Here is a 22,200-nt window from a genome sequence, read left to right as displayed (position 1 = left end):
ACAGACAAAAGCAGCACAAACAAAAACGCCCCGATCAAAGTCGGGGCGTTTTCATGTGCAGCTAAGGCTTAGCGCGGGAATGCTGGCGGGTTTACACCGGCCATGTCTTCCATCACGCGAACCACCTGGCAGCTGTAACCGAACTCGTTGTCGTACCAAACGTACAGCACAACGCGGTTATCCTGGGTGATGGTCGCTTCTGCGTCCACTACGCCTGCGTGGCGCGAGCCAACGAAGTCGGTGGAAACCACTTCCTGGGAGCTCACGTAGTCGATCTGCTTGTGCAGATCCGAGTGCATGGCCATCTGGCGCAGATACTCGTTGATCTCTTCGCGAGTGGTAGCCTTTTCCAGGTTCAGGTTCAGGATGGCCATCGACACGTTCGGCGTCGGAACACGAATCGCGTTACCGGTCAGCTTGCCCTTGAGCACTGGCAGCGCCTTGGCGGCTGCGGTGGCAGCACCGGTCTCGGTGATCACCATGTTCAGCGGCGCGGCGCGGCCACGACGGCTGCCCTTGTGGAAGTTGTCGATCAGGTTCTGGTCGTTGGTGAACGAGTGAACGGTTTCGACGTGGCCGTTGACGATGCCGTACTTGTCGTTGACTGCCTTGAGCACCGGCACGATGGCGTTGGTGGTGCAGGAAGCCGCCGAGATGATCTTGTCGTCAGGGCTGATGTCGCCATGGTTGATGCCGTGCACGATGTTCTTCAGCGCGCCCTTGCCAGGTGCGGTGAGGATCACGCGGGCAGCGCCCGGGCAGGCCAGGTGCTGGCCCAGACCGTCGGCGTCACGCCATACACCAGTGTTGTCGACGATCAGAGCGTTTTCGATGCCGTACTGGGTGTAGTCGACTTCGGCCGGGCTCTTGGCGTAGATAACCTGGATCAGGTTGCCGTTGGCGGTGATGGTGTTGTTGGCTTCATCAATGGTGATGGTGCCATCGAACGGACCATGAACCGAGTCGCGGCGCAGCAGGCTGGCACGCTTGACCAGATCGTTCTCGGCGCCCTTGCGGACAACGATGGCGCGCAGACGCAGGCCGTCGCCACCACCGGTTTTCTCGATCAGGATGCGCGCCAGCAGACGGCCGATACGACCGAAGCCGTAGAGGACAACATCAGTGCCTTTGCGGGCGGAAGCATTTTGCTGGCCAACCACGTCAGCCAGTTCTTCACGGACGAACTGCTCGGCAGTACGGCCATTGCCTTCGGCCTTGAATTTGGCCGCCAGCTTGCCCAGGTCCACCGAAGCGGCACCGAGCTTGAGCTCGCTCATCGCTTTGATCAGCGGGAATGTTTCGTGGACGGACAGCTCGCTTTCGTCGGACTGACGGTGACGAGCAAAGCGGTGAGCTTTGAGAATCGCAATGACTGAACGATTGATCAGGCTGCGGCCATAGATCGAGCTCACCACGTTGTTATTGCGGTAGAGCTGACCGATAAGCGGAATCATCGCTTCTGCGAGTGCTTCACGGTCGATCCATTCACCAAGACACTGGTCGGGCTTCTGAGTCACGGGAACCTTCCACATGTAGGGGCAGAAAAAAGGGGCTACATTATGCCGCCGAGTGACAGCCGTAGCAATGCGCGCCCGTCGTGCATTACGTAACAAATCGTCGTTCAAAAAAATTACGCCTCGCGCCAGCCCAGTAAAACCGGGGCTTTCAGCACAGTCAATTTTTTGGAGGTCATGCCTCCTTGTCCGTAACCCTCCGTAACACTCGTTGTATTTGCCACTACATATTCAGTGATTCCCGGTAAAAAACCGCCGAATTTTGTCTTTACCACTACATTTCGCCACACCGGCGCATTAGACGCAGTCAGCAACTGACAGGCGGCATCGTAGACCGCTACAATTACCGACTTTGTCGCAACGCTTGGAGCTCAACCTTCCGTGCCCGTTCTGCGTCTACCGCTTCTCCCTGCCGCGGCAGGTAAACAGCACTGGGGCAACCTGCCCGGTGCCGCCCTGAGCCTGGCCATCGCCGAGGCCGCCAGCGCTGCCAAGCGCTTTACCCTGCTACTGACCGCCGACAGCCAAAGTGCCGAACGGCTGGAACAGGAGCTGGGTTTCTTCGCCCCGGATTTGCCCGTATTGCACTTTCCCGACTGGGAAACCCTGCCCTACGACCTGTTCTCGCCGCACCAGGACATTATTTCCCAGCGCATTGCCAGCCTGTATCGGTTGCCGGAACTGAGCCATGGCGTGCTGGTGGTGCCGATCACGACCGCCCTGCATCGCCTCGCACCGACCAAATTCCTGCTCGGCAGCAGCCTGGTGCTGGATATCGGCCAGAAACTCGACGTCGAGCAAATGCGTACCCGGCTCGAAGCCACGGGTTATCGTTATGTCGATACGGTGTATGAGCACGGCGAATTCACCGTTCGCGGTTCGCTGATCGATCTGTTCCCGATGGGCAGCAAGTTGCCGTATCGCATCGACCTGTTCGATGACGAAATCGAAACCCTGCGCACCTTCGACCCGGAGAACCAGCGCTCCATCGACAAGGTCGACTCGGTCAAGCTGTTGCCGGCCAGGGAATTTCCGCTACAGAAAGAAGCGGTCACCCGTTTCAAGGCACGCTTCCGTGAGCGTTTTGACGTCGACTTCCGCCGTTGCCCGATCTTCCAGGACTTGAGCAGCGGGATTACTCCGGCCGGCATCGAGTACTACCTGCCGCTGTTCTTCGAAGAAACATCGACGCTGTTCGATTATTTGCCCCAGGACACGCAAGTGTTTTCCCTGCCGGGCATCGAGCAAGCGGCGGAAAACTTCTGGAACGACGTGCGCAATCGTTATGAAGAACGCCGCGTCGATCCATCCCGTCCTTTATTACCACCGGCCGAATTGTTCTTGCCGGTGGAAGACTGCTTCGCCCGCCTGAAAAACTGGCCGCGGGTGGTTGCCAGTCAACAGGACGTGGAAACCGGCGCCGGTCGCGAGCGCTTCCCTTCCCGGGAACTGCCGAACCTTGCCATCGAAGCCAAGGCCACCCAGCCGTTGGCGGCGCTGTCGAGCTTCCTCGACGAATTTCCCGGTCGCGTGCTGTTCACCGCCGAATCCGCGGGCCGGCGCGAAGTGCTGCTGGAGTTGCTGGAACGCCTGAAGCTGCGACCGAAAACCGTCGACAGCTGGCCGGACTTTGTCGCCGGCAAGGAGCGCCTGGCGATCACCATCGCCCCGCTCGACGAAGGCTTGCTGCTCGACGACCCGGCTCTTGCCCTCGTCGCAGAAAGTCCGTTATTCGGCCAGCGCGTGATGCAGCGTCGTCGCCGCGAAAAGCGCGCCGATGCCAACAACGATGCCGTCATCAAGAACCTCACCGAACTGCGTGAAGGCGCGCCCGTGGTGCACATCGACCACGGCGTCGGGCGCTACCTGGGCCTGGCAACCCTGGAAATCGACAACCAGACCGCTGAATTCCTCGCCCTGGAATACGCCGAAGGCGCCAAGCTTTATGTGCCGGTGGCCAACCTGCACCTGATCGCCCGCTACACCGGCAGCGACGATGCCCTGGCCCCGCTGCACCGCCTCGGCTCCGAAACCTGGCAAAAGGCCAAGCGCAAAGCCGCCGAACAGGTACGCGACGTGGCCGCCGAGCTGCTCGACATCTATGCACGCCGCGCCGCCCGTGAAGGCTACGCTTTCGCCGATCCGAAAGCCGACTACGCCACCTTCAGCGCCGGTTTCCCGTTCGAAGAAACCCCCGACCAGCAAACCACCATCGAAGCGGTGCGCGAAGACATGCTCGCGCCCAAGCCAATGGACCGTCTGGTGTGCGGCGACGTCGGCTTCGGCAAGACCGAAGTGGCGATGCGCGCCGCGTTCATTGCAGTCCACGGCGGTCGCCAAGTGGCGATTCTGGTGCCGACCACCCTGCTCGCCCAGCAGCATTACAACAGCTTCCGCGACCGCTTCGCCGACTGGCCGGTGACCGTGGAAGTGATGAGCCGCTTCAAGTCGGCCAAGGAAGTGAATGCGGCGGTCGCCGATCTGGCCGAAGGCAAGATCGACATCGTCATCGGCACTCACAAGTTGCTGCAGGACGACGTGAAGATCAAAAACCTCGGACTGGTCATCATCGACGAAGAACACCGCTTCGGTGTCCGTCAGAAAGAACAGCTCAAGGCCCTGCGCAGCGAAGTCGACATCCTGACCCTGACCGCCACACCGATTCCGCGCACGCTGAACATGGCGGTGTCGGGCATGCGCGACCTGTCGATCATCGCCACGCCGCCGGCCCGTCGCCTGTCGGTACGCACCTTCGTCATGGAGCAGAACAAGAGCACGGTCAAAGAGGCCTTGCTGCGTGAGTTGCTGCGTGGCGGCCAGGTCTATTACCTGCACAACGACGTGAAGACCATCGAGAAATGCGCCGCCGACCTCGCCGAGCTGGTACCGGAAGCACGGATCGGCATCGGTCACGGGCAGATGCGCGAACGCGAACTCGAACAGGTGATGAGCGACTTCTACCACAAGCGCTTCAACGTGCTGATCGCCTCGACCATCATCGAGACCGGCATCGACGTACCGAGCGCCAACACCATCATCATCGAGCGTGCCGACAAGTTCGGCCTGGCACAGCTGCACCAGTTGCGCGGCCGGGTCGGACGCAGCCACCACCAGGCCTACGCCTATCTGCTGACGCCACCGCGCCAGCAAATCACCCCGGACGCCGAAAAGCGCCTGGAAGCGATTGCCAACACCCAGGACCTCGGCGCGGGCTTCGTGCTTGCGACCAACGACCTGGAAATCCGTGGTGCCGGCGAACTGCTCGGTGACGGCCAGAGCGGGCAGATCCAGGCTGTCGGATTTACGCTGTACATGGAAATGCTCGAGCGCGCAGTGAAGTCGATCCGCAAGGGCGAGCAGCCGAACCTCGACCAACCGCTCGGCGGCGGTCCGGAAGTCAACTTGCGCGTACCGGCGTTGATTCCCGAGGACTATCTGCCGGACGTCCACGCCCGCCTGATTCTCTACAAGCGCATTGCCTCGGCCACCGATGAGGACGGCCTCAAGGATTTGCAGGTGGAGATGATCGATCGTTTCGGCCTGTTGCCGGAACCGACCAAGAACCTGATCCGCATCACTGCATTGAAATTGCAGGCCGAGCAACTGGGCATCAAGAAAGTCGATGGCGGCCCGCAAGGCGGCCGCGTCGAGTTCGCCGCACAAACGCCGGTCGACCCGTTGACCCTGATCAAGCTGATCCAGAGCCAGCCAAAACGCTACAAATTCGAAGGCGCCACGATGTTCAAGTTCATGGTTCCAATGGAGCGCCCGGAAGAGCGCTTTAATACTGTAGAGGCGCTGTTCGAGCGCCTCGTTCCGAAAACTGCTTGAAGGACGCCGCATGCGCCTGTTTCGCTCACTGACCTTGCTGACCCTGCTGATGCCAGCGCTGGTCGCACCCACGGCATTTGCCGATGACCTGTATCAGGTCGAAATGATTCTGGTCCGGCAAAACGCCGTACCGGCGATTGTCAGCCGCGCTGCACCGGAAGACTGGGCCGCTGGCGCCCAACCCGTCAGCCCCGACAGCCTGCGCACGCCAAGCCTGAATGGCGAGGTGGAAAAACTCACCAGCAGCGCCGACTACACGGTATTGCTGCACAAGGCCTGGCAACAGACTCTCGGCGAAAACGCCAGCAAAGTGGCGATCAGCGACGGCAAGGAACAATATGGTCAGTTCCCGATCGAGGGCACGCTGAGCATGAAACTCGGACGATTCACCGACGTCGACGCCGATTTCTGGGTTAACCAGATCGACGGCAATGGCATGGTGACAGCCAGCGAGCGCCTGAAACAGGAAAGCCACACCAAGAACGGCCAATTGAACTTCCTCGACAACGGCCACCTCGGCCTGTTGATCAAGATCACTTCACTGACCGCCCCTGCACCTCGGCCAGTCCCCGAAGAAATTCCGGACTGATTGACCTCCTTATGTCTGCGACCCTGAGCAAACCCCTGGCGCCGTCCTGGGTCAGCCGATTCAAGGAACAGAGCCTGGAACGTGGCCGCCGCTACGCGCTGGAGAATCGTGTTCGCATCGTCGAGGCCGGCGACGCCACGATCATCGCCGCTTGCGAGGGCTCTGGCGGTAACGTTTACCGCCAGACCATTCGCCTGCGCGAGTCAGCCAAGGGCACCCTGCTGATGGTCGACGCCACATGCTCCTGCCCGGTCCACAACAACTGCAAACATTGTGCAGCGGTGCTCCTGCAAGTGCAGGAAACCCTCGACTACCCCGCTGCCGCCAAAGACGCCGAACTCCTGGAAAAACTCCAGGCAGTCCTGGAAAACCGCAGCCCGAAAGCACCGCCACAAGTGCTGGTGGACAATGTGCAACCGGTACCGCGCCTGTGGCTGGCCAGCATCGAGTTCAGCGCCTTCGAACCGCGCAACGGCCGAATGCAGCGTTACATTCAGCATCGCGCGGCGCTGTCCTTCAGCTATCTGGACGAATATGTTTCCGGACAGAAGAATTCCGACATCCTGATTCGCCAGGAAAGCCAGACGCTGCGGATAAAACGCCACCCGGAAGTTGAACAGTCCTACCGGGAACAGTTGCGAATCCTCGGCTTCAAAGTCGCCACCCGGCAAAGCAAGGCGTTGCCGGAAAGTGCCGGCGAGCTGTTCGAGATGGTCAATGACAGCGCCTGGCTGACCTTTACTCTCAATGAACTGCCGAAGTTGCGCACCCAAGGCTGGGAATTGCAGATCGACGAGGACTTCGGTTTCGACCTGACCGCGGTAGACGACTGGTACGCCACTGTCGACCAGGCACCGGAGCGCGACTGGTTCGATCTGGAACTGGGGATCATCGTCAACGGCGAACGCCTGAGCCTGTTGCCGATCCTGCTCAACCTGATGCGCTCCCACACCGAAATCCTCAACCCGGAACGCCTGGCCCGACGACGCGACGACGAGTTGATCCTGGTCAACATCCCCAATCGTCCGAACTCCGAGTACGGCCCGCTGCAAGTCGCCCTGCCCTTTGGCCGCTTGAAGCCGGTACTGGCAACTCTCGGCGAGTTCTACCTGCAGGAGCCCGGCGAAACCACGCTGCGTCTGAGCAAGGCCGATGCCACGCGCCTGAACCCGCTGGAAGACATGCCACTGCTCTGGGAGGGTGGAGAACAGATCCGCACCTTTGCCCAGCGCTTGCGCGACATCAAGGACCACACGGCCACCGCCCCGGAAGGTTTGAATGCGACGCTGCGCCCGTATCAGCTTGAGGGCTTGAGCTGGATGCAATCGCTGCGGCAACTGGACGTGGGCGGAATTCTCGCGGACGACATGGGCCTGGGCAAAACCCTACAGACACTGGCGCACGTTCTGAGCGAGAAAAACGCCGGCCGCCTCGATCGGCCGTGCATGGTCGTGATGCCGACCAGCCTGATCCCCAATTGGCTCGACGAAGCGGCACACTTTACGCCGCAGCTCAAAGTACTGGCGCTCTGCGGTGCCAGCCGCAAAAAACACTTCGACAAGCTGGCTGATTACGATCTGATCCTGACCACCTATGCGCTGCTGCCCAAGGATGTCGAACGCCTGGCCGCGCAGCCATTGCACGTCCTGGTGCTGGATGAAGCGCAATACATAAAGAACCCCGGCAGCAAGGCCGCCCAGGCTGCCCGCGAGCTGAATGCCCGGCAGCGCCTGTGCCTGAGCGGGACACCGCTGGAAAACCATCTCGGTGAACTGTGGTCGCTGTTTCACTTCCTCTTGCCTGGCTGGCTTGGCGACGTCAAAAGCTTCAACCGCGATTACCGCGTGCCGATTGAAAAACGCACCAGCGAGGTCAGGCTTCAGCACCTCAACGGCCGGATCAAACCTTTCCTGCTGCGCCGCACCAAGGAACAGGTGGCCACCGAGTTGCCGCCGAAAACCGAGATTATCCACTGGGTCGAACTCAACGAGGCCCAACGCGATGTGTACGAAACCATGCGCCTGGCCATGGACAAGAAAGTCCGCGACGAGATCACCCGCAAAGGCGTGGCCCGCAGCCAGATCATCATTCTGGAAGCACTGCTCAAGCTGCGTCAGGTGTGCTGCGATTTGCGCCTGGTCAATGAGGCGACCCTGCCAAGCCGTGGCAGCACGTCAGGCAAGCTCGACAGCCTGATGGAAATGCTCGAAGAACTGTTCGAGGAGGGTCGGCGGATCCTGCTGTTCTCGCAGTTCACTTCAATGCTGTCGCTGATCGAAGACGAGCTGAACAAACGCGGCGTGGCCTACGCCCTGCTGACCGGCCAGACCCGTGACCGCCGCACACCCGTGAAGGAATTCCAAAGCGGCAAACGTCAGATTTTTCTGATCAGCCTGAAAGCCGGTGGCGTTGGCCTGAACCTGACCGAAGCGGACACCGTGATTCATTACGACCCCTGGTGGAACCCGGCGACAGAAAACCAGGCGACCGACCGGGCGTATCGCATCGGCCAAGAGAAGCCGGTGTTCGTTTACAAATTGATTGCGCGCGGTACGGTGGAAGAAAAGATTCAGCACCTGCAAAAGGAAAAGTCCGACCTCGCGGCCGGCGTGCTGGATGGGCGCAAGGCCGGGGACTGGAAACTGCAGAGCGATGATATCGAGGCGTTGTTTGCGCCACTTCCGGAAAACCTCGAAAAACGCTGAGATTGGCGGTACCTGAACCAGCCTCTTCGCGGGCAAACCCGCTCCCACATTTGGATTGTGCTGATCAATGTCACTGGCAGGGGTTGCCACCCCCGAGCTAACGTAAAGGTATTGACTACTCGACTCGCTAAAAGGATCTGCCTGATGCATATCATCAATGCCCGTCTGCGCAACCAGGAAGGCCTGCATGAGTTGTACCTGGAAAACGGCCTGATCAGCAGCGTCACCCGCCAGATCGAAGCCCCGACGCTGGGCCCTGACGATCTGGATGCCGGTGGCAATCTGGTGGTGCCGCCCTTTGTCGAGCCGCACATCCACCTCGATGCGACCCTGACCGCCGGTGAACCGCGCTGGAACATGAGCGGCACGCTGTTCGAAGGCATCGAGTGCTGGGGCGAGCGCAAGGCGACCATCACCCTGGAAGACACCAAGAACCGGGCGAAAAAAACCATTCAGACCCTCGCCGCCCACGGCATCCAGCATGTGCGCACCCACGTCGATGTCACCGACCCGCATCTGACCGCGCTTAAAGCCATGCTCGAAGTGCGCGAGGAAAGCCGACACCTGGTCGACCTGCAAATCGTCGCGTTCCCCCAGGAAGGCATCGAGTCCTACCGCAATGGTCGCCAATTAATGGAGGAAGCCATCCGCATGGGCGCGGACGTGGTGGGTGGCATTCCGCATTTCGAATACACCCGCGATCAGGGCGTCAGTTCGGTGAAGTTCCTGATGGACCTGGCTGAACGCAGCGGTTGCCTGGTGGACGTGCATTGCGACGAAACCGACGACCCGCATTCACGCTTTCTCGAAGTACTGGCCGAAGAGGCTCGCAGCCGCGACATGGGTTCGCGGGTGACGGCCAGCCACACCACGGCCATGGGCTCCTACGACAACGCCTACTGCGCCAAACTGTTTCGCTTGCTCGGGCATTCGGGGATCAGCTTTGTCTCCTGCCCCACTGAAAGCATCCACCTGCAAGGGCGCTTCGATAATTTCCCGAAACGCCGGGGCGTAACCCGGGTCAACGAGTTGCTGGAAGCAGGCATGAACGTGTGCTTCGGCCAGGATTCGATCGTCGACCCATGGTATCCGCTGGGCAATGGCAACATTTTGCGGGTGCTCGAAGCCGGGCTGCATATCTGCCACATGCTCGGCTATCGCAACCTGCAAAGTGCGCTGGATCTGGTGACGGACAATAGCGCCAGAGCCATGAACCTCGGCGATCGCTACGGCCTGGAGCGTGGACGGCCGGCGAATCTGCTGATTCTGTCGGCGGAGAGTGATTACGAGGTGATCCGCAGCCAGGGATTGCCGCTGTACTCGGTGCGCAATGGCAAGGTGTTGATGAAGCGCACGATGCCGGTGGTGGAGTTCAGTGAGCTGAGCTGAGCTGAGCTGAGCTGAGTTTGGTGTTGACTGATCTGGCCTCTTCGCGAGCAAGCCCGCTCCCACAGGGATTTGTGTCGTTCACAAAACCCTGTGGGAGCGGGCTTGCTCGCGAAGGCTATTTTGAAGTCAATCGATCAACCGAGCCGTACCAAACAGGCTGACCCGACTCAACTCCCCCTGCTCCTCTTCCAGCAAGATCGGCGCCGTGCCACCCGGCATCGTCACCTTCACTTCACCAGCCGTCACCCAACCCACCCGCCACGCCGCGCATGCCACCGCACTGGCACTGGTCCCCGACGACTCCGTCGGTCCCTCGCCCCGCTCGAACACCCGTGCAGCGATATGCCCGTCAGACAAGCGCATTGCCCATTGCAGATTGACCCCTGCCACGCAGGGCCGCCCTGCCCCGGTTGGCATCGCGTAGGCGATGCGCATCAGCCCTTCACCCAATTGCGCTTCTCGCATCTGCTCATTGCTCGGCAAGTCGTCGGCGTTTTCGACCAGCGTCACGCAATGCGGATTACCGACCCGCGCGAACTGGCTGCGCGACCATGCGCCATTGAGTGCCGACAATTGCTCAAGGTGGCTGAGTTCGCGGCCATTCAACAGCGCTGTTTCAACCCCCACGGCACTGACCGCCGAAGGCCCGAACCCAGGCTGGCCCAGATCAAGCCAGAAACCCTTTGCGCCCTCGACTTGTGCGGTTCTCACCGAAGTCTGTCCCGGTGAGGGCGTGTCGGATTTGTCGTGGTGAACCCTGAGCAGACAGGCTTCGTCGCGGAGTAAAAGCCCTTGGTCGCTCAACGCCTGGGAAAAAATCGTCAGACCGTTGCCGCTGCGCTCGGCCAGGGTGCCGTCGGTGTTGACGATCAACAGATCAAAAGGGGGCGATGATTGAAAGGGGCCGACCAGCAAACCGTCGCTGCGATGCTCCTTGCTGCCGGACGGTTGCGTGCCGGGAGCCCAGCTACAGCAAGCCTCGATGGCGGCCAGCGCCCAGGCTTCGAGTGTTTGCGCTGCCTGGCTGGCCTGTTTGGGCAGGTCAATGCCCTGGCGGCGCAGTTCTTCGGGAGCTACCACGATATAAATATTGCCCCGTGCATCGTACCTCTGCGCCATGGCGCCCTCCGCGTGTCATTGGAATGGCTCAACATATCGCGAAAAACACCGGCGCTGTGTAACGATGTCGCGCTGATTGCTCCGCAAACTTTCCGGGCACTGATCGAACCCTCGCCGGTCGATCACTGTCCGTTGAGGACGTGACGTTTTTTGCCAGGGATTGATATGACCAGCCTCAACAACCAAACCACCTTCGTTCCCGGCCGCCTGGAGCAAATGTCCACGCGCATCGCCTTTTTCATCGCCGGGTTCGGTATCGCCGCGTGGGCACCGCTGGTGCCTTATGCCAAGGCCCGGGCCGGACTGAGTGAAGGCACCCTGGGCCTGTTGCTGTTGTGTCTGGGGACAGGCTCGATCCTGGCGATGCCGTTGGCCGGGATCCTGGCCACGCGCTTCGGCTGCCGGCGGGTGACGGCTGGCGGAACGTTGCTGATCTGTGCCGCCCTGCCGCTGCTGGCGACGGTGTCGTCGATTCCGGCCTTGATCGCTGCCTTGTTCATGTTCGGCGCGGGTCTCGGCACGGTGGATTCGACAGTCAACCTGCAAGCGGTGATCGTCGAGCGCGCCAGCGGCAAAAACATGATGTCGGGTTTCCATGGCCTGTTCAGCCTGGGCGGGATTGTCGGGGCGGCGGGCGTCAGCGGGTTGCTTGGCCTGGGTATTTCTCCACTGGGGGCCACACTGGTGGTGATCGTGATGCTGCTGATCGCGCTGGCCAGGGCCGTGCCGCATCTGTTGCCCTACGGCAGTGAGCGTTCGGGGCCGGCGTTCGCGGTGCCCCATGGCATTGTCCTGTTCATTGGCGGGATGTGCTTCATCGTGTTTCTCGCCGAAGGCGCGGCACTGGACTGGAGCGCGGTGTTCCTGGCGCAGGAACGTGGCATCGACACGGCGTATGCGGGGCTCGGTTATGCGGCGTTTGCCTTGACCATGACGGCCGGGCGTTTGACCGGCGACAAAATCGTAGGACGGCTGGGCGCGACACGGGTGATTGTGTTCGGTGGGCTGACGGCCGCTTCAGGACTGTTTCTGGCAACGTTCGCGCCGGGTTGGGAAGCCGCGCTATTGGGGTATGCGCTGCTGGGTGCCGGTTGCTCGAACATTGTGCCGGTGTTGTACACCGCTGTGGGCAAACAGACCGTCATGCCCGAAAGCATCGCCGTGCCGGCCATTACCACCCTGGGTTATGCCGGCATCCTGGCAGGCCCTGCCGTCATCGGCTTCATCGCCCATGGCAGCAGCTTGAGTTTTGCCTTTGCCTTGATGGCGCTGTTGCTGGTGGCGGTGGCGATTGGCGGGAAGGTGTTGAAGGTCTGAAAAGTCCCACCGGAATGCCTGCGAAGCGAATGTGGGAGCGGGCTTGCTCGCGAAAGCGGTCTGACAGTCAACATTGATAGCGACTGGCACGGCCTCTTCGCGAGCAAGCCCGCTCCCACAGGGTTGGCGTCGTACACATGATTTGTGAACGATGCGGTCATTGTGGGAGCGGGCTTGCTCGCGAAGGCGGTGTGTCAGCCCACATTCATCTCGAATGTAATGGCCTCTTCGCGGGCAAGCCCGCTCCCACAGGTTGCTCGGTGTTGATCAGAACCCGACACTGGCCTGCACAAAGAACGTGCGCGGCGCGCCGACGTACATGCCCGAGTTGTTGTCGCTGGAACGGGTGAAGTACTGCTTGTCGAAGATGTTTTTCACCCCCGCACCCAGTTTCAGGTTCGACACCTGTGGGCCGAAGTCATAGCCGCCACGCACGTTCCAGGTCACGTAACCCGGAATGTCGCCGAACTGGCCGTCGGCGGTGCCTTCGGTGATGTAGTTACCGTTGAAGCTACCGTCGGCGTTCACCCCGGTGCCTGGCGAGCGCTGTTTGGACTGGGCGAACGCATCGAGATTCCAGGTCCAGCGGTTGATGTCGTAGCGCAGGCCGGCGGTGGCCACCTGACGGGAGTAGAACGGCAAGTCACGGCCCTTGAAGCCGGGGATATCACCTTCGCTGGTGGCACGGGTGTAGGTAAAGCCAGCGTTGGCGGTCAGGCCGTCAAGGCGTGGGTCCAGCGCAGCCAGGTCGTAGTGCACCGACGTTTCGATGCCCTGGTGCTTGGTCGCACCGAGGTTGGTCCAGCCCACATCGTTGCTGATGTATTGCAGTTCATCGTCGAAGTCGATGTAGAACAGCGTCACTTCGCCGCCCCACACGTCATCGTTGTAGCGCGTACCGATTTCGTAGGTCTTGGCCTTTTCCGGCTCCAGGCCGTTGGCGGTGTTGTTGCCAATGCCACCCTGCCCCAGCTGGAAGTACTGCAGCGCGCCGAACGAGGTTTCGTAGTTGGCGAACAGTTTCCAGGCCTCGGACATGTGGTACATCACGCTCAGGGCCGGCAGCGGTTCGTTGCTTTCGATGCTGCGTTTTTTCTCCGGCACCCGTTTACCGGCGTTATCGAGCACCGGGCGGTCGTGCCAATCGGTGCTGATGTGCTCAAAGCGAATACCCGGGGTGACGGTCCAGTTGCCGACGTCGATCTTGTTATCGACGTAGACCGAATTGGCCTCGGTTCCACCGGTGCGGTCCTGATAGACATGGCCGTCCGCCCCCGGACGCACGACTGGCTCGTTGTTGACCAGCGCCACGCGACTGGCCTCTTCGTGCATCGCTTCTTTCAGGTAACGGTAACCGACGCTGACTTCCTGGGTGGTCGGGCCCACATCAAACACATGGGACACCCGTGGTTCGATACCGTAGGTGTAGTAGCTGCGCGGATAGGAGTTAAGTGTGCTCAGGTCACGAGAGGCGATGGTGCTGCCACGAAAACTGTCGGTGTAGTAGGTCAGCACTTCGGCCTGGGTGCGATCGTCGATCTGCCGCACCCACTTGAACGACACATCCTTGCGGCGGCCGCTGAAGTTGTCGTGGTCACGCACGGACTGGAACGGGTCGGCGTCGAATTGCGCCTGGGTCAGGCCACCGGGCATGTCGGCCTTGGCATCGTAGTAGTGGAAGTTGAGGCTGAAATCGTCGACATCGGTCGGCGCCCAATGAGTCTTGAGGATCACGTCGTCGATGTCGTTGCCGTTGTTGCTTTCACGGTAACCGTTGCCGTTCACGCCGGAGTACAACAGCGCCACGCCCATGCCATTATCGGCGGTACCGCCCATGAACGCCGTGTCGATGTGCTTCCAGCCACCGCGCTGCGAAGTTTCCAGGGTGGTGCCGATTTCCGCGGAGGCTTTTTCCGGGATCGCGCGGGTCACGAAGTTGATCACACCGCCGACGTTCTGTGGTCCGTAGCGTACGGAACCGGCACCGCGCACCACATCGATGCTGTCGAGGTTACCGGAGGAAATCGGCGCCATGGACAGTTGCGGCTGACCGTAAGGCGCGAACGCCGCCGGGATGCCGTCGATCAGTACGGTGGAGCGTGGCGACAGGCGCGAGGTCAGGCCGCGCACGCCGACGTTGAGGGAAATGTCGCTGCCACCGGTGCCGTTGGCATCTTGCACTTGCACGCCAGGAACGCGCTTCAACACGTCACCGACGTTCATCGCACCCTGCTCGACCATGGCTTCGCGGCGGACCACGGTTCGTGCACCGGGGTGGTTCTGCACCAAGGCGGCATCGGCGTCATCGAGCCAGTCGCCGACCACCTTGATGTCGGTCACGCCCAGTTCCAATGGACCGTTTGCCGCCGAAGTCGGCGCCGGCATCAACGTCACCGAACCTTCATCGATCTGGTATTGCAGGCCACTGCCTTGCAACAACTGGCGCAGTGCGTCTTCCGCAGACAAGTTGCCATCCACCGCCGGAGCCTGTTTGCCAGCGACCAGTTCAGGGCTGAAGAACACCTGAAGCGAGGTTTGCTGGCCCAACTGACTCAAGGCCTGCCCCAAGGGTTGCGCCGGGATGTGGATGCCGTCGGCAGCAAAGGCCTGGGGCAGCGCAGCGTTGACCGCCAGCGCGAGGACCAGCGGTAACCAAGGGAGCTTGTTGTTTTTAGCGGTGGAGTTTTTCACGTCGAACGTAGTCCTGTGGATCGCAAGAGTGTGCGTTTGTTAATGCAAACCAGTTGCAGTTGAACAGGAAGACGATGAACTCGAAAAAAACCTGAATTTTATTTTGAAATTATTTCCTGGCTGCCGTCGCCAAGGGTGCGCACGGCCACCGGCAGGATGCCTGGCAAGGCCTTGAGCAGCGCATCGGTGTTATCGGACTTGAACACGCTGGTCAGGCGCAGGTTGCCCACCGCCGTGTTGCCGACCTTCAGCGGTTTCTCCCGATAGCGCGAGACCTGCTCTGCGACATCGGCCAGGCTGGCATTGTTGAACACCAGTTTGCCGCCGCGCCAGGCAGTCATTTCCGTCGGGTTGACGGCGTAGGCGGCCGCGACCTTGCCCTGGGCATCGACATGGGTGCCAAGGCCGGCTGTCAGATTGATGAAGTCGTTGTCGGCGGCGTCGCGCCCTTGAACCTTGACGGTGCCCTGCTCCACCACGATCCGGGTTTCGCTGGCGCCACGACGCACATCGAAACGGGTGCCGGTCACCGTGACCTTGCCGCTGCCCGACTCGACCACAAAAGGTCGGCTGGTGTCGTGTTCGACGCTGAACATCGCTTCGCCCGCGGTCAAAACGACGTTGCGACGATCCTTTTCAAACCGCACTTGTATCCGGCTGCGGCTGTCCAGGTCGACCATCGAGCCGTCCGGCAGCACCACATGGCGGCGCTCATTCAGGGCCGTTGAAAATTCGGCGGAGTAAGGCGCCGGATGATTCAGGCCGCTGAACAAGCCCAGGCCGAGCGCCACGGCCAGCACACTGGCAGCCACCGCGTAACGCAGCACAGGACGACGTTTTTTCAGCACCGCCGGGGCTTCGCACAAAGCCCGCAAACGCGCCGCCGACACCAGGTCGGCGGCGCCCCACAAATCCTGGAGTACTTTGAATTCGTTTCGGTGTTGGGGGTGTTCGTCCAGCCAGGCCTGAAACTGGCGACGCACCGCGACATCGGTGACAGGCTCCTGCAAACGCACAAACCACTGCGCCGCGTCATCGCGCACCGTTGTTTGCCCGCACGCGCAATCACGAGTATCCATCATGGAAGTTCCTGTCTGGCTGGGGAGGAGATGGCGCGGCCGATCATGACTGCAACCCGTCCAGGCGATCGCGCAGATGCCGAAGCGTGCGGATCATATACTTTTCCACCATGTTCTTGGACAGGCCCAGGCGTTCGGCGATTTCTGCCTGGGTCAGGCCCTCGATTTTCTGCCAGACAAACACCTTGCGGCAGTTGACCGGCAGCTCGGTGAGCGCCTGTTCGATGGAATCAGCCAACTGGATCGCGTGCATGAAATGCTCCGGGTCGCCGGTCGGCGACTCACTGAGATCAATCGCCTCGGACTCCATGGCGCCCCGCCGGTCCTCACGCCGATAACCATCCACGGCGATGTTGCGCGCGGTCTGGTGCAAATACGCCCGGGGCTGCTCCACCAGCGCCGAATCGGACTCAAGCACCCGCACGAAGGTATCGTGGGCCAGGTCCTCGGCCTGCTGACGATTTCTCAGGCGACGGGTCCAGGTGCCAACCAACTCTTCGTAATGCTCGAAAAAGCCGTGTCTGCGGGGCAGCTTGAGGGTCATTGCGGTGTGCTGTGGAGACGGGGCGCGAATAATAATGCTTCCTATTAACCAGAAGCAATGGTTTGCGGCCCCGTGGTCGATGACCTTGCCTGCCTGCCATTGTGCAATTCGTCAGGAACGCTGGATGGCGGCACAGAACCAAAGAAAAACGCCGACGTTGAACCTCAACAGCCCTCAATAACCCCAAAGTCAAAAGATCGCAGCCTGCGGCGCGCCTACTGACTCACCACAATTTTCCCGATCATCTGCGGGTGCAACGCACAAAAATACTCGAACTCCCCCGGCGTGTTGAACACCCAGGAATAACTGTCACCAGTATCCAGCGCCCCGGAGCGAAACACCTTGTGGGTTTCCGCCACCGTGTGCGGGATCTCGTCGTCGTTAACCCATGTCACTTTGGTGCCCACGGCTACCTCCAGATCCTTGGGCCCGAACATGAATTCCTTGATATCGATTTTCACCTCCTGAGCCCACACCGGCATCGATACCATCAGGCAGGCAACGGCCAACAATCGCATTTTCATTGCGCCTCCTCCCCTAAACCAGTGTCGAATCGATCAGCGCCAGCGGGTGCTCACCCTGGGTCGCTCGCACATCGGTAATCCCCAGATAATTGCGCAACTGATCAGCCGCTACCGTCATCGGCCCCGGTGTCGGCGCCGTACCCGGCGCGGGTTGTGGATAAGCCGTGCCGCGAGCGGTATGGAAAGTGATATTGCCTTCGACCTTCTGGATGACCTGGTGGATATGCCCGTTCAACACCGTCACTGAACCGTACTTGCGCAGCATGGCAATCGCCTGATCACCATCCTCGGTGCCCCAGCCCCATGGCTGATAAATCGTCCACAACGGAATATGGGTAAACACCACGATTGGCGTGCTGCTGGTCACCGCGCGTAAGTCGTCGGCCAGCCAGGCCAGTTGATCGGCGCCCAGGGTCGCTTCACGGCCCGCCTGGAAGTTGAAGACGTTCACCAGCGCAATGAAGTGCACGCCATGGTCATCGAAGCTGTACCAGCCATTGCCTTTGGTGCCCTTGCCGTAGCGCTCCAGATAAAGCTTGCCGCCGCCCTCGTCGAGGGTGTCGTGCTCGCCCGGCACGTAGTGCACGGTGGACGGCAGGCCGTTGAGCAATTGTGCGGCGGTGTCGAACTCGTCGGCTTTGGACAGGTGGGTGATATCGCCGGTGTGCAGGATCAGCGAGGGCCGTTTTGGCAGCGCAATGACCTTGTCGATCGCCACTTGCAAGGTCTTCAGCGGTTCCGGGTTGGCCTCCTTGTTGAAACCGATGTGCGAGTCGCTGATCTGCACGAAGTGGAAGGTGCTGGCGAGCGCCTTGGGGTCGGAAACATTGCCCGCCTCATCCAGGGCGAAGGCCCGGGGAATGCCGCCGCTCAGGGCCCAGATCACGCCTGCCCCGGCCCATGCCGAGCACTTGAGCAGCGTCCGGCGGTCGGGGTTGAGCGGGCCGTCGGTGCGTCGTTGGTTTTTTGCATGAATGTCCATCGGTATGCCCTCGGTGGCGTACTACAGTGGTGAAGCGGGTGATGTAGCTGACACGAGGTAAACCGAGCGGAACGGGACTTTATTCCAGATGAAAAATAAGTTTTTTTCCGGGAATAAAATGCGCCGCACCACGGTTATTAGGGGTGGGACAGTGCGGGAACCACTATGAAGCGATTTGAGGAACTGTTTGCGCCCCACCTGGACGCCGCTTACAACCTCGCGCGCTGGCTCACCGGCAACGACAGCGCCGCATCCGATGTCGTGCAGGAAAGCGCCTTGCGCGCCTTCAGGTTTTTGCACCGCTTCGCCGATGGCAACGCCAAGGCCTGGTTCCTGACCATCGTGCGCAACGAAAGCTACACCTGGCTCAAGGCTTCGGCCGGCCACCATTGGGTCGCCATCGGCGATGAACTCCCCGAAGACGACAAGACGCTCAGTCACAGCCAGACCCCGGAACTGCTGGCCATCCACAGCGAAAATGCGGCGCTGATCCAGCAAGCCCTGTGCGCCCTGCCGCCGGCGTTTCGTGAGGTGATCGTGCTCAAGGAACTCGAAGACATGCCCTACAAGGACATCGCCCTGGTGGTCGACATTCCCATCGGCACCGTCATGTCGAGGCTGGCCAGGGCGCGGGCCATGCTCAAGCTCGAACTACTGAAGTTGCACGATCATGAATGAACTCGACTGCACGGTTTGCCAGACGCTGATGCATGGCTATCTGGACCAGGAACTTGATTCGGCGACGGCTGCGAATGTGGCCGGGCATCTGGCCGAGTGCGCCGAGTGCGCGCGGTTGCGTGATCAGACGAAGCTGCTGAAGGCCGGTGTGAAGCAACGGGCGCCGTATTACGCGGCACCTGCATCATTGACTGCCCGGGTGTTCGCCCCTGATCCCCCGGCAGCCAGCTTCGTCGAGCGTTGGCGCCAATGGTTCGCACCCGCTTTTTCAGCGGCGGCGCTGGCCTTGGCGGTGGTGTTGTATGTAGCGACGCCGGGCAGCGAACAGCCGTTGATGGACGAGGCGGTTTCCAGCCATGTGCGCTCGTTGATGGGCGAGCATTTGAACGATGTGGTGTCGTCCGACCGCCACACCGTGAAACCCTGGTTCACCGGCAAACTCGACTTCTCGCCGCCGGTACTCGATTACTCCGCACAAGGTTTTCCCCTGCTGGGCGGACGGCTGGATTATCTGCAGCATCAGACCACGGCGGCCCTGAGTTATGGCCGGGCCAGGCACATAATCAATGTGTTCATATTGCCCGTGCAGGAGGCCGACAAGCCGCGACAGAGCCAGACGATCCGAGGTTTCAACGTCGTGTCCTGGCAAGAAAACCACATGCGCTTCGTGCTGGTTTCCGATCTGGAGAAAAGTGAGCTGGAGGCGTTCAGCCAAATGCTCAAACCGTAGATTTCTAATGAATCGCACCGAAACAGATGACACAAAACCCTGTGGGAGCGGGCTTGCTCGCGAAAGCGGTATGTCAGTCAATGATGATGTCGACTGACACTCCCTCTTCGCGAGCAAGCCCGCTCCCACATTTGATCTCCACTTTGCTCAATGCTTGCGCAACCACTCGATAAACAGCGCAAACAGTTCCGACTGCGAACCCACCTCCAGTTTCAGGTACAGGTTTTTGCGGTGCATGCGCACGGTTTCCGGCGAGATGCTCATCTGGCTGGCCGTGGACTTCACTGAATGCCCGCGCAACACCATGTGCGCCACTTGCCGCTCGCGTTCGGTCAACAACTCGCAACCGAAGTTCTCGAAAGCCGCCTGTACGCGATGTTTGAGATCATCGCGCAGGCCTTGCTCGTTATCGCTCCCGAACCCGCTACTGCGATGCATGCCACGCTGGCTGAACTCGCTGATGAATTCGCGCACCAACGGTTCGACGGCGCGCAACAGATTCAGCTGTTCGACGCCCAGACATTCACCGCCGAAACCTTGAAACAGGCTGACGGAGATCTTCGTGTCATTGCCGGTATCGACGATGTAGTAGCTGTCTTCCGAACAACCTGCCTTGAGGTAGTAGGTCTTGTAATAGTCGCTGTCGAAGAAGTTGTCCGGCGCGATCTCTTCCAGGTGATAGAACCCTTGTGCCAACCCTTGCTCCACTGCCAGGCAGAAAGGGTCGAGCAAATAGCCCCCGGCAAAATAGCGCTCCAGAATCGAGACCTGGTACTCCTGGGCAATCCCGCGCTGATGCAGCAGCTGTGGTGCGCGGTCCTTGCGCTCGAGGCTGATCATCATCGACTCGACGGACACCAGTTGCGCCAACGCTGACGCCAGGTATTGCAAGGCGTCAGGCTCATCGATATGGGCGAATGCCTCGCGCATTCCCCCATGCCATTTGTGCAAGGCCCCGAAGGGCATTGCGATCAGCGTATCGTCGTCTGGTTTGCTCATGCCCCGCAGTCTAGCGGGTGCGCAGGCCCTTGATAACAGCCTGTAGGGCGAATTCATTGGCCGCCATATTGGCCGCTGGCCTGAAGCTCCGCCGCCACCTCCAGAATGCACACGCGCAGGGTCTCGACGATTTCATCGACCTGGACAACCGTCAGGATCAACGGTGGCGACATCACGTTGAGGTGCATGATCGGCCGCACCAGCAAGCCCCGGGTTTGCGCTCGGGAGTGAATCATCTCGCCAATGTTGATTTCGTCGGCAAACAATTCCTTGGTGCGCTTGTCCGCGACGAACTCCACGCAGGCCATGAGTTTCTGGCAGCGCACATCCCCCACCAGCGGCAAGTCGCGCAGGGTGGCCAGGCGCTCTTCCAGATAAGCGCCCACCGTGTCGACATGGGCCAGCAGGTTTTCCCGCTCGATGATTTCGATGTTCTTCAGCGCCGCCGTGCAGCACACCGGGTGGCCGCTGTAGGTGAAGCCGTGGGTGAAACAGCGGCCCTTGCCCGGCTCGGCGATGACTTTCCAGATGCGGTCGGAAAAGATACACGCGCCCAGCGGCAGGTAAGCCGAGGTCAGGCCCTTGGCCGTGGTGATGATGTCGGGCTGCACGTCGAACACATCCCAGGAAGCGAAGAACTTGCCCAGGCGCCCGAACGAGGTCACCACTTCGTCGGCGACGAACAGGATGTCGTAGCGCTGGCAGACCTCCCACATGCGCTTGAGGTAGCCCCGGGGCGGAATGATCACCCCGCCCGAGCCCATGATCGGTTCGGCGAAAAACCCGGCGACCTTGTCCGCGCCAATCGACAGGATCTTGTCTTCGAACTCCTTGACCAGGAATTCGAGGAACTGCGCCTCGTCCATGCCATCGGGTGCGCGGTACGGATTCGGGTTGGAGACGTGGTGGATCAGCGGGTTGGCGTAATCGAACTCCGGCACCCGGTCGGCGGCCTTGTTGCCGATCGACATGGTCAGGGTGGTGGAGCCGTGATAGGCGTTGAACCGGGCAATGACGTGCTTCTTCTCCGGTTTGCCACGGCAGTTCTGGTAGTACTGAATCAACCGGTAGGCGGTGTCCACGGCGGTGGAGCCGCCGGTGGTCAGGAACACATGGTCGAGGTCGCCGGGGGCCAGGCTGGCGAGCTTTTCGCACAGCTGAATCGCCACGTTGTTCGACATGTCGGAAAACGGATTCGAATAGGCCAGTTGCCGCACCTGATCGGCGATGGCCTCGGCCATTTCCTCACGGCCCAAACCGATGTTGGTGCACCACATGCCGCCCACCGCATCGAGAAAACGGTTGCCCTGGGTGTCGTAGATGTAGGCGCCTACGCCTGCGACGATGTTCAACGAGCCTTGTTCGGCGTGTTCGTCGAACACGTGATAACCGTGCATATGGTGAGCCTTGTCGGCCTTGACCAGCCGGGACTCGTCCGCTGGGGAAAAAACGCTGCGTGTTGGCGTCGCCATAAATAAACCTCTAACCGAATTGACTAACGATCGAACA

16 protein-coding genes are annotated in these 22,200 nt (G+C 60.6%); 7 read left to right on the top strand and 9 right to left on the bottom strand.

Going from position 1 to position 22,200, the window contains the following annotated elements:
- Positions 1–68: 68 nt before the first annotated feature.
- A complete protein-coding gene (locus tag PMI28_RS21275) occupies positions 69–1,532 on the bottom strand; it encodes a glyceraldehyde-3-phosphate dehydrogenase (RefSeq protein ID WP_007984273.1) in 1,464 nt (487 codons plus the stop codon).
- 363 nt (positions 1,533–1,895) lie between these two features.
- Between PMI28_RS21275 and mfd the strand changes: the two genes are divergently transcribed.
- From mfd to codA, 4 genes are all read left to right on the top strand, one after another.
- Positions 1,896–5,345: a transcription-repair coupling factor gene (gene mfd, locus PMI28_RS21280; protein WP_007984272.1), complete on the top strand. Its 3,450-nt coding sequence runs from the start codon at positions 1,896–1,898 to the stop codon at positions 5,343–5,345.
- Positions 5,346–5,355: 10 nt separating this feature from the next.
- Positions 5,356–5,934 (top strand): CsiV family protein, encoded by a 579-nt coding sequence (locus tag PMI28_RS21285; RefSeq protein WP_007984270.1) that lies wholly within the window; start codon positions 5,356–5,358, stop codon positions 5,932–5,934.
- Positions 5,935–5,945: 11 nt separating this feature from the next.
- On the top strand, positions 5,946–8,639 hold the full coding sequence (locus PMI28_RS21290) for a DEAD/DEAH box helicase (RefSeq protein WP_007984267.1): 2,694 nt from the start codon (positions 5,946–5,948) through the stop codon (positions 8,637–8,639).
- Positions 8,640–8,783: 144 nt separating this feature from the next.
- Positions 8,784–10,028 (top strand): cytosine deaminase, encoded by a 1,245-nt coding sequence (gene codA / locus PMI28_RS21295; protein ID WP_007984265.1) that lies wholly within the window; start codon positions 8,784–8,786, stop codon positions 10,026–10,028.
- A 126-nt stretch (positions 10,029–10,154) separates the two neighbouring features.
- Here codA and PMI28_RS21300 read toward each other — a convergent pair whose 3' ends face one another.
- The gene (locus tag PMI28_RS21300) at positions 10,155–11,147 is read right to left on the bottom strand and encodes a diaminopimelate epimerase (protein ID WP_007984262.1); all 993 of its coding nucleotides are present in this window, start codon (positions 11,145–11,147) and stop codon (positions 10,155–10,157) included.
- Between the two features lie 165 nt (positions 11,148–11,312).
- Between PMI28_RS21300 and PMI28_RS21305 the strand changes: the two genes are divergently transcribed.
- On the top strand, positions 11,313–12,464 hold the full coding sequence (locus tag PMI28_RS21305) for an MFS transporter (RefSeq protein ID WP_007984260.1): 1,152 nt from the start codon (positions 11,313–11,315) through the stop codon (positions 12,462–12,464).
- Between the two features lie 267 nt (positions 12,465–12,731).
- Here PMI28_RS21305 and PMI28_RS21310 read toward each other — a convergent pair whose 3' ends face one another.
- The 5 genes from PMI28_RS21310 to PMI28_RS21330 all read right to left on the bottom strand — a co-directional run bounded on the left by PMI28_RS21310 (position 12,732) and on the right by PMI28_RS21330 (position 18,284).
- Complete coding sequence (locus tag PMI28_RS21310) at positions 12,732–15,155, bottom strand: TonB-dependent siderophore receptor (protein WP_007984258.1); 2,424 nt, start codon at positions 15,153–15,155, stop codon at positions 12,732–12,734.
- Positions 15,156–15,253: 98 nt separating this feature from the next.
- Positions 15,254–16,237 carry a FecR family protein gene (locus tag PMI28_RS21315; protein ID WP_007984256.1) on the bottom strand — a complete coding sequence of 328 codons (984 nt, stop codon included), beginning with the start codon at positions 16,235–16,237 and terminating at the stop codon, positions 15,254–15,256.
- A gap of 40 nt (positions 16,238–16,277) precedes the next feature.
- Positions 16,278–16,778, bottom strand: coding sequence for a sigma-70 family RNA polymerase sigma factor (locus tag PMI28_RS21320; protein ID WP_007984254.1), 501 nt, complete (start codon positions 16,776–16,778; stop codon positions 16,278–16,280).
- 215 nt (positions 16,779–16,993) lie between these two features.
- On the bottom strand, positions 16,994–17,302 hold the full coding sequence (locus PMI28_RS21325; RefSeq protein ID WP_007984252.1) for a cupredoxin domain-containing protein: 309 nt from the start codon (positions 17,300–17,302) through the stop codon (positions 16,994–16,996).
- A 13-nt stretch (positions 17,303–17,315) separates the two neighbouring features.
- Complete coding sequence (locus PMI28_RS21330) at positions 17,316–18,284, bottom strand: metallophosphoesterase family protein (RefSeq protein WP_007984249.1); 969 nt, start codon at positions 18,282–18,284, stop codon at positions 17,316–17,318.
- A 165-nt stretch (positions 18,285–18,449) separates the two neighbouring features.
- Between PMI28_RS21330 and PMI28_RS21335 the strand changes: the two genes are divergently transcribed.
- Positions 18,450–18,962 carry a sigma-70 family RNA polymerase sigma factor gene (locus PMI28_RS21335; RefSeq protein WP_007984247.1) on the top strand — a complete coding sequence of 171 codons (513 nt, stop codon included), beginning with the start codon at positions 18,450–18,452 and terminating at the stop codon, positions 18,960–18,962.
- Entirely contained in the window at positions 18,955–19,692 is a 738-nt protein-coding gene (locus PMI28_RS21340) for an anti-sigma factor family protein (protein ID WP_007984244.1), read from the top strand. Before PMI28_RS21335 ends, PMI28_RS21340 begins: the two co-directional genes overlap by 8 nt.
- A gap of 147 nt (positions 19,693–19,839) precedes the next feature.
- Here PMI28_RS21340 and PMI28_RS21345 read toward each other — a convergent pair whose 3' ends face one another.
- Both PMI28_RS21345 and PMI28_RS21350 read right to left on the bottom strand, forming a co-directional pair.
- Entirely contained in the window at positions 19,840–20,748 is a 909-nt protein-coding gene (locus PMI28_RS21345; RefSeq protein WP_007984242.1) for a helix-turn-helix domain-containing protein, read from the bottom strand.
- On the bottom strand, positions 20,745–22,163 hold the full coding sequence (locus PMI28_RS21350) for an aminotransferase (protein ID WP_007984239.1): 1,419 nt from the start codon (positions 22,161–22,163) through the stop codon (positions 20,745–20,747). Before PMI28_RS21350 ends, PMI28_RS21345 begins: the two co-directional genes overlap by 4 nt.
- Positions 22,164–22,200 lie beyond the last annotated feature (37 nt).

The organism is Pseudomonas sp. GM48 (assembly GCF_000282335.1).
In the GTDB taxonomy this organism is placed as follows: Bacteria; Pseudomonadota; Gammaproteobacteria; order Pseudomonadales; family Pseudomonadaceae; genus Aquipseudomonas.
Note: the sequence above shows the minus strand (reverse complement) of the source record. Positions and strands in the feature narration are given on the sequence as shown.

Coding starts and splice junctions, on each gene's coding strand:
- PMI28_RS21315 (WP_007984256.1), bottom strand. CDS start 16,237: ATGATGGATACTCGTGATTGCGCGTGCGGGCAAACAACGGTGCGCGAT.
- PMI28_RS21325 (WP_007984252.1), bottom strand. CDS start 17,302: ATGAAAATGCGATTGTTGGCCGTTGCCTGCCTGATGGTATCGATGCCG.
- PMI28_RS21320 (WP_007984254.1), bottom strand. CDS start 16,778: ATGACCCTCAAGCTGCCCCGCAGACACGGCTTTTTCGAGCATTACGAA.
- PMI28_RS21345 (WP_007984242.1), bottom strand. CDS start 20,748: ATGAATTCGCCCTACAGGCTGTTATCAAGGGCCTGCGCACCCGCTAGA.
- codA (WP_007984265.1), top strand. CDS start 8,784: ATGCATATCATCAATGCCCGTCTGCGCAACCAGGAAGGCCTGCATGAG.
- PMI28_RS21350 (WP_007984239.1), bottom strand. CDS start 22,163: ATGGCGACGCCAACACGCAGCGTTTTTTCCCCAGCGGACGAGTCCCGG.
- PMI28_RS21335 (WP_007984247.1), top strand. CDS start 18,450: ATGAAGCGATTTGAGGAACTGTTTGCGCCCCACCTGGACGCCGCTTAC.
- PMI28_RS21305 (WP_007984260.1), top strand. CDS start 11,313: ATGACCAGCCTCAACAACCAAACCACCTTCGTTCCCGGCCGCCTGGAG.
- PMI28_RS21340 (WP_007984244.1), top strand. CDS start 18,955: ATGAATGAACTCGACTGCACGGTTTGCCAGACGCTGATGCATGGCTAT.
- PMI28_RS21275 (WP_007984273.1), bottom strand. CDS start 1,532: ATGTGGAAGGTTCCCGTGACTCAGAAGCCCGACCAGTGTCTTGGTGAA.
- PMI28_RS21300 (WP_007984262.1), bottom strand. CDS start 11,147: ATGGCGCAGAGGTACGATGCACGGGGCAATATTTATATCGTGGTAGCT.
- PMI28_RS21290 (WP_007984267.1), top strand. CDS start 5,946: ATGTCTGCGACCCTGAGCAAACCCCTGGCGCCGTCCTGGGTCAGCCGA.
- PMI28_RS21330 (WP_007984249.1), bottom strand. CDS start 18,284: ATGGACATTCATGCAAAAAACCAACGACGCACCGACGGCCCGCTCAAC.
- PMI28_RS21285 (WP_007984270.1), top strand. CDS start 5,356: ATGCGCCTGTTTCGCTCACTGACCTTGCTGACCCTGCTGATGCCAGCG.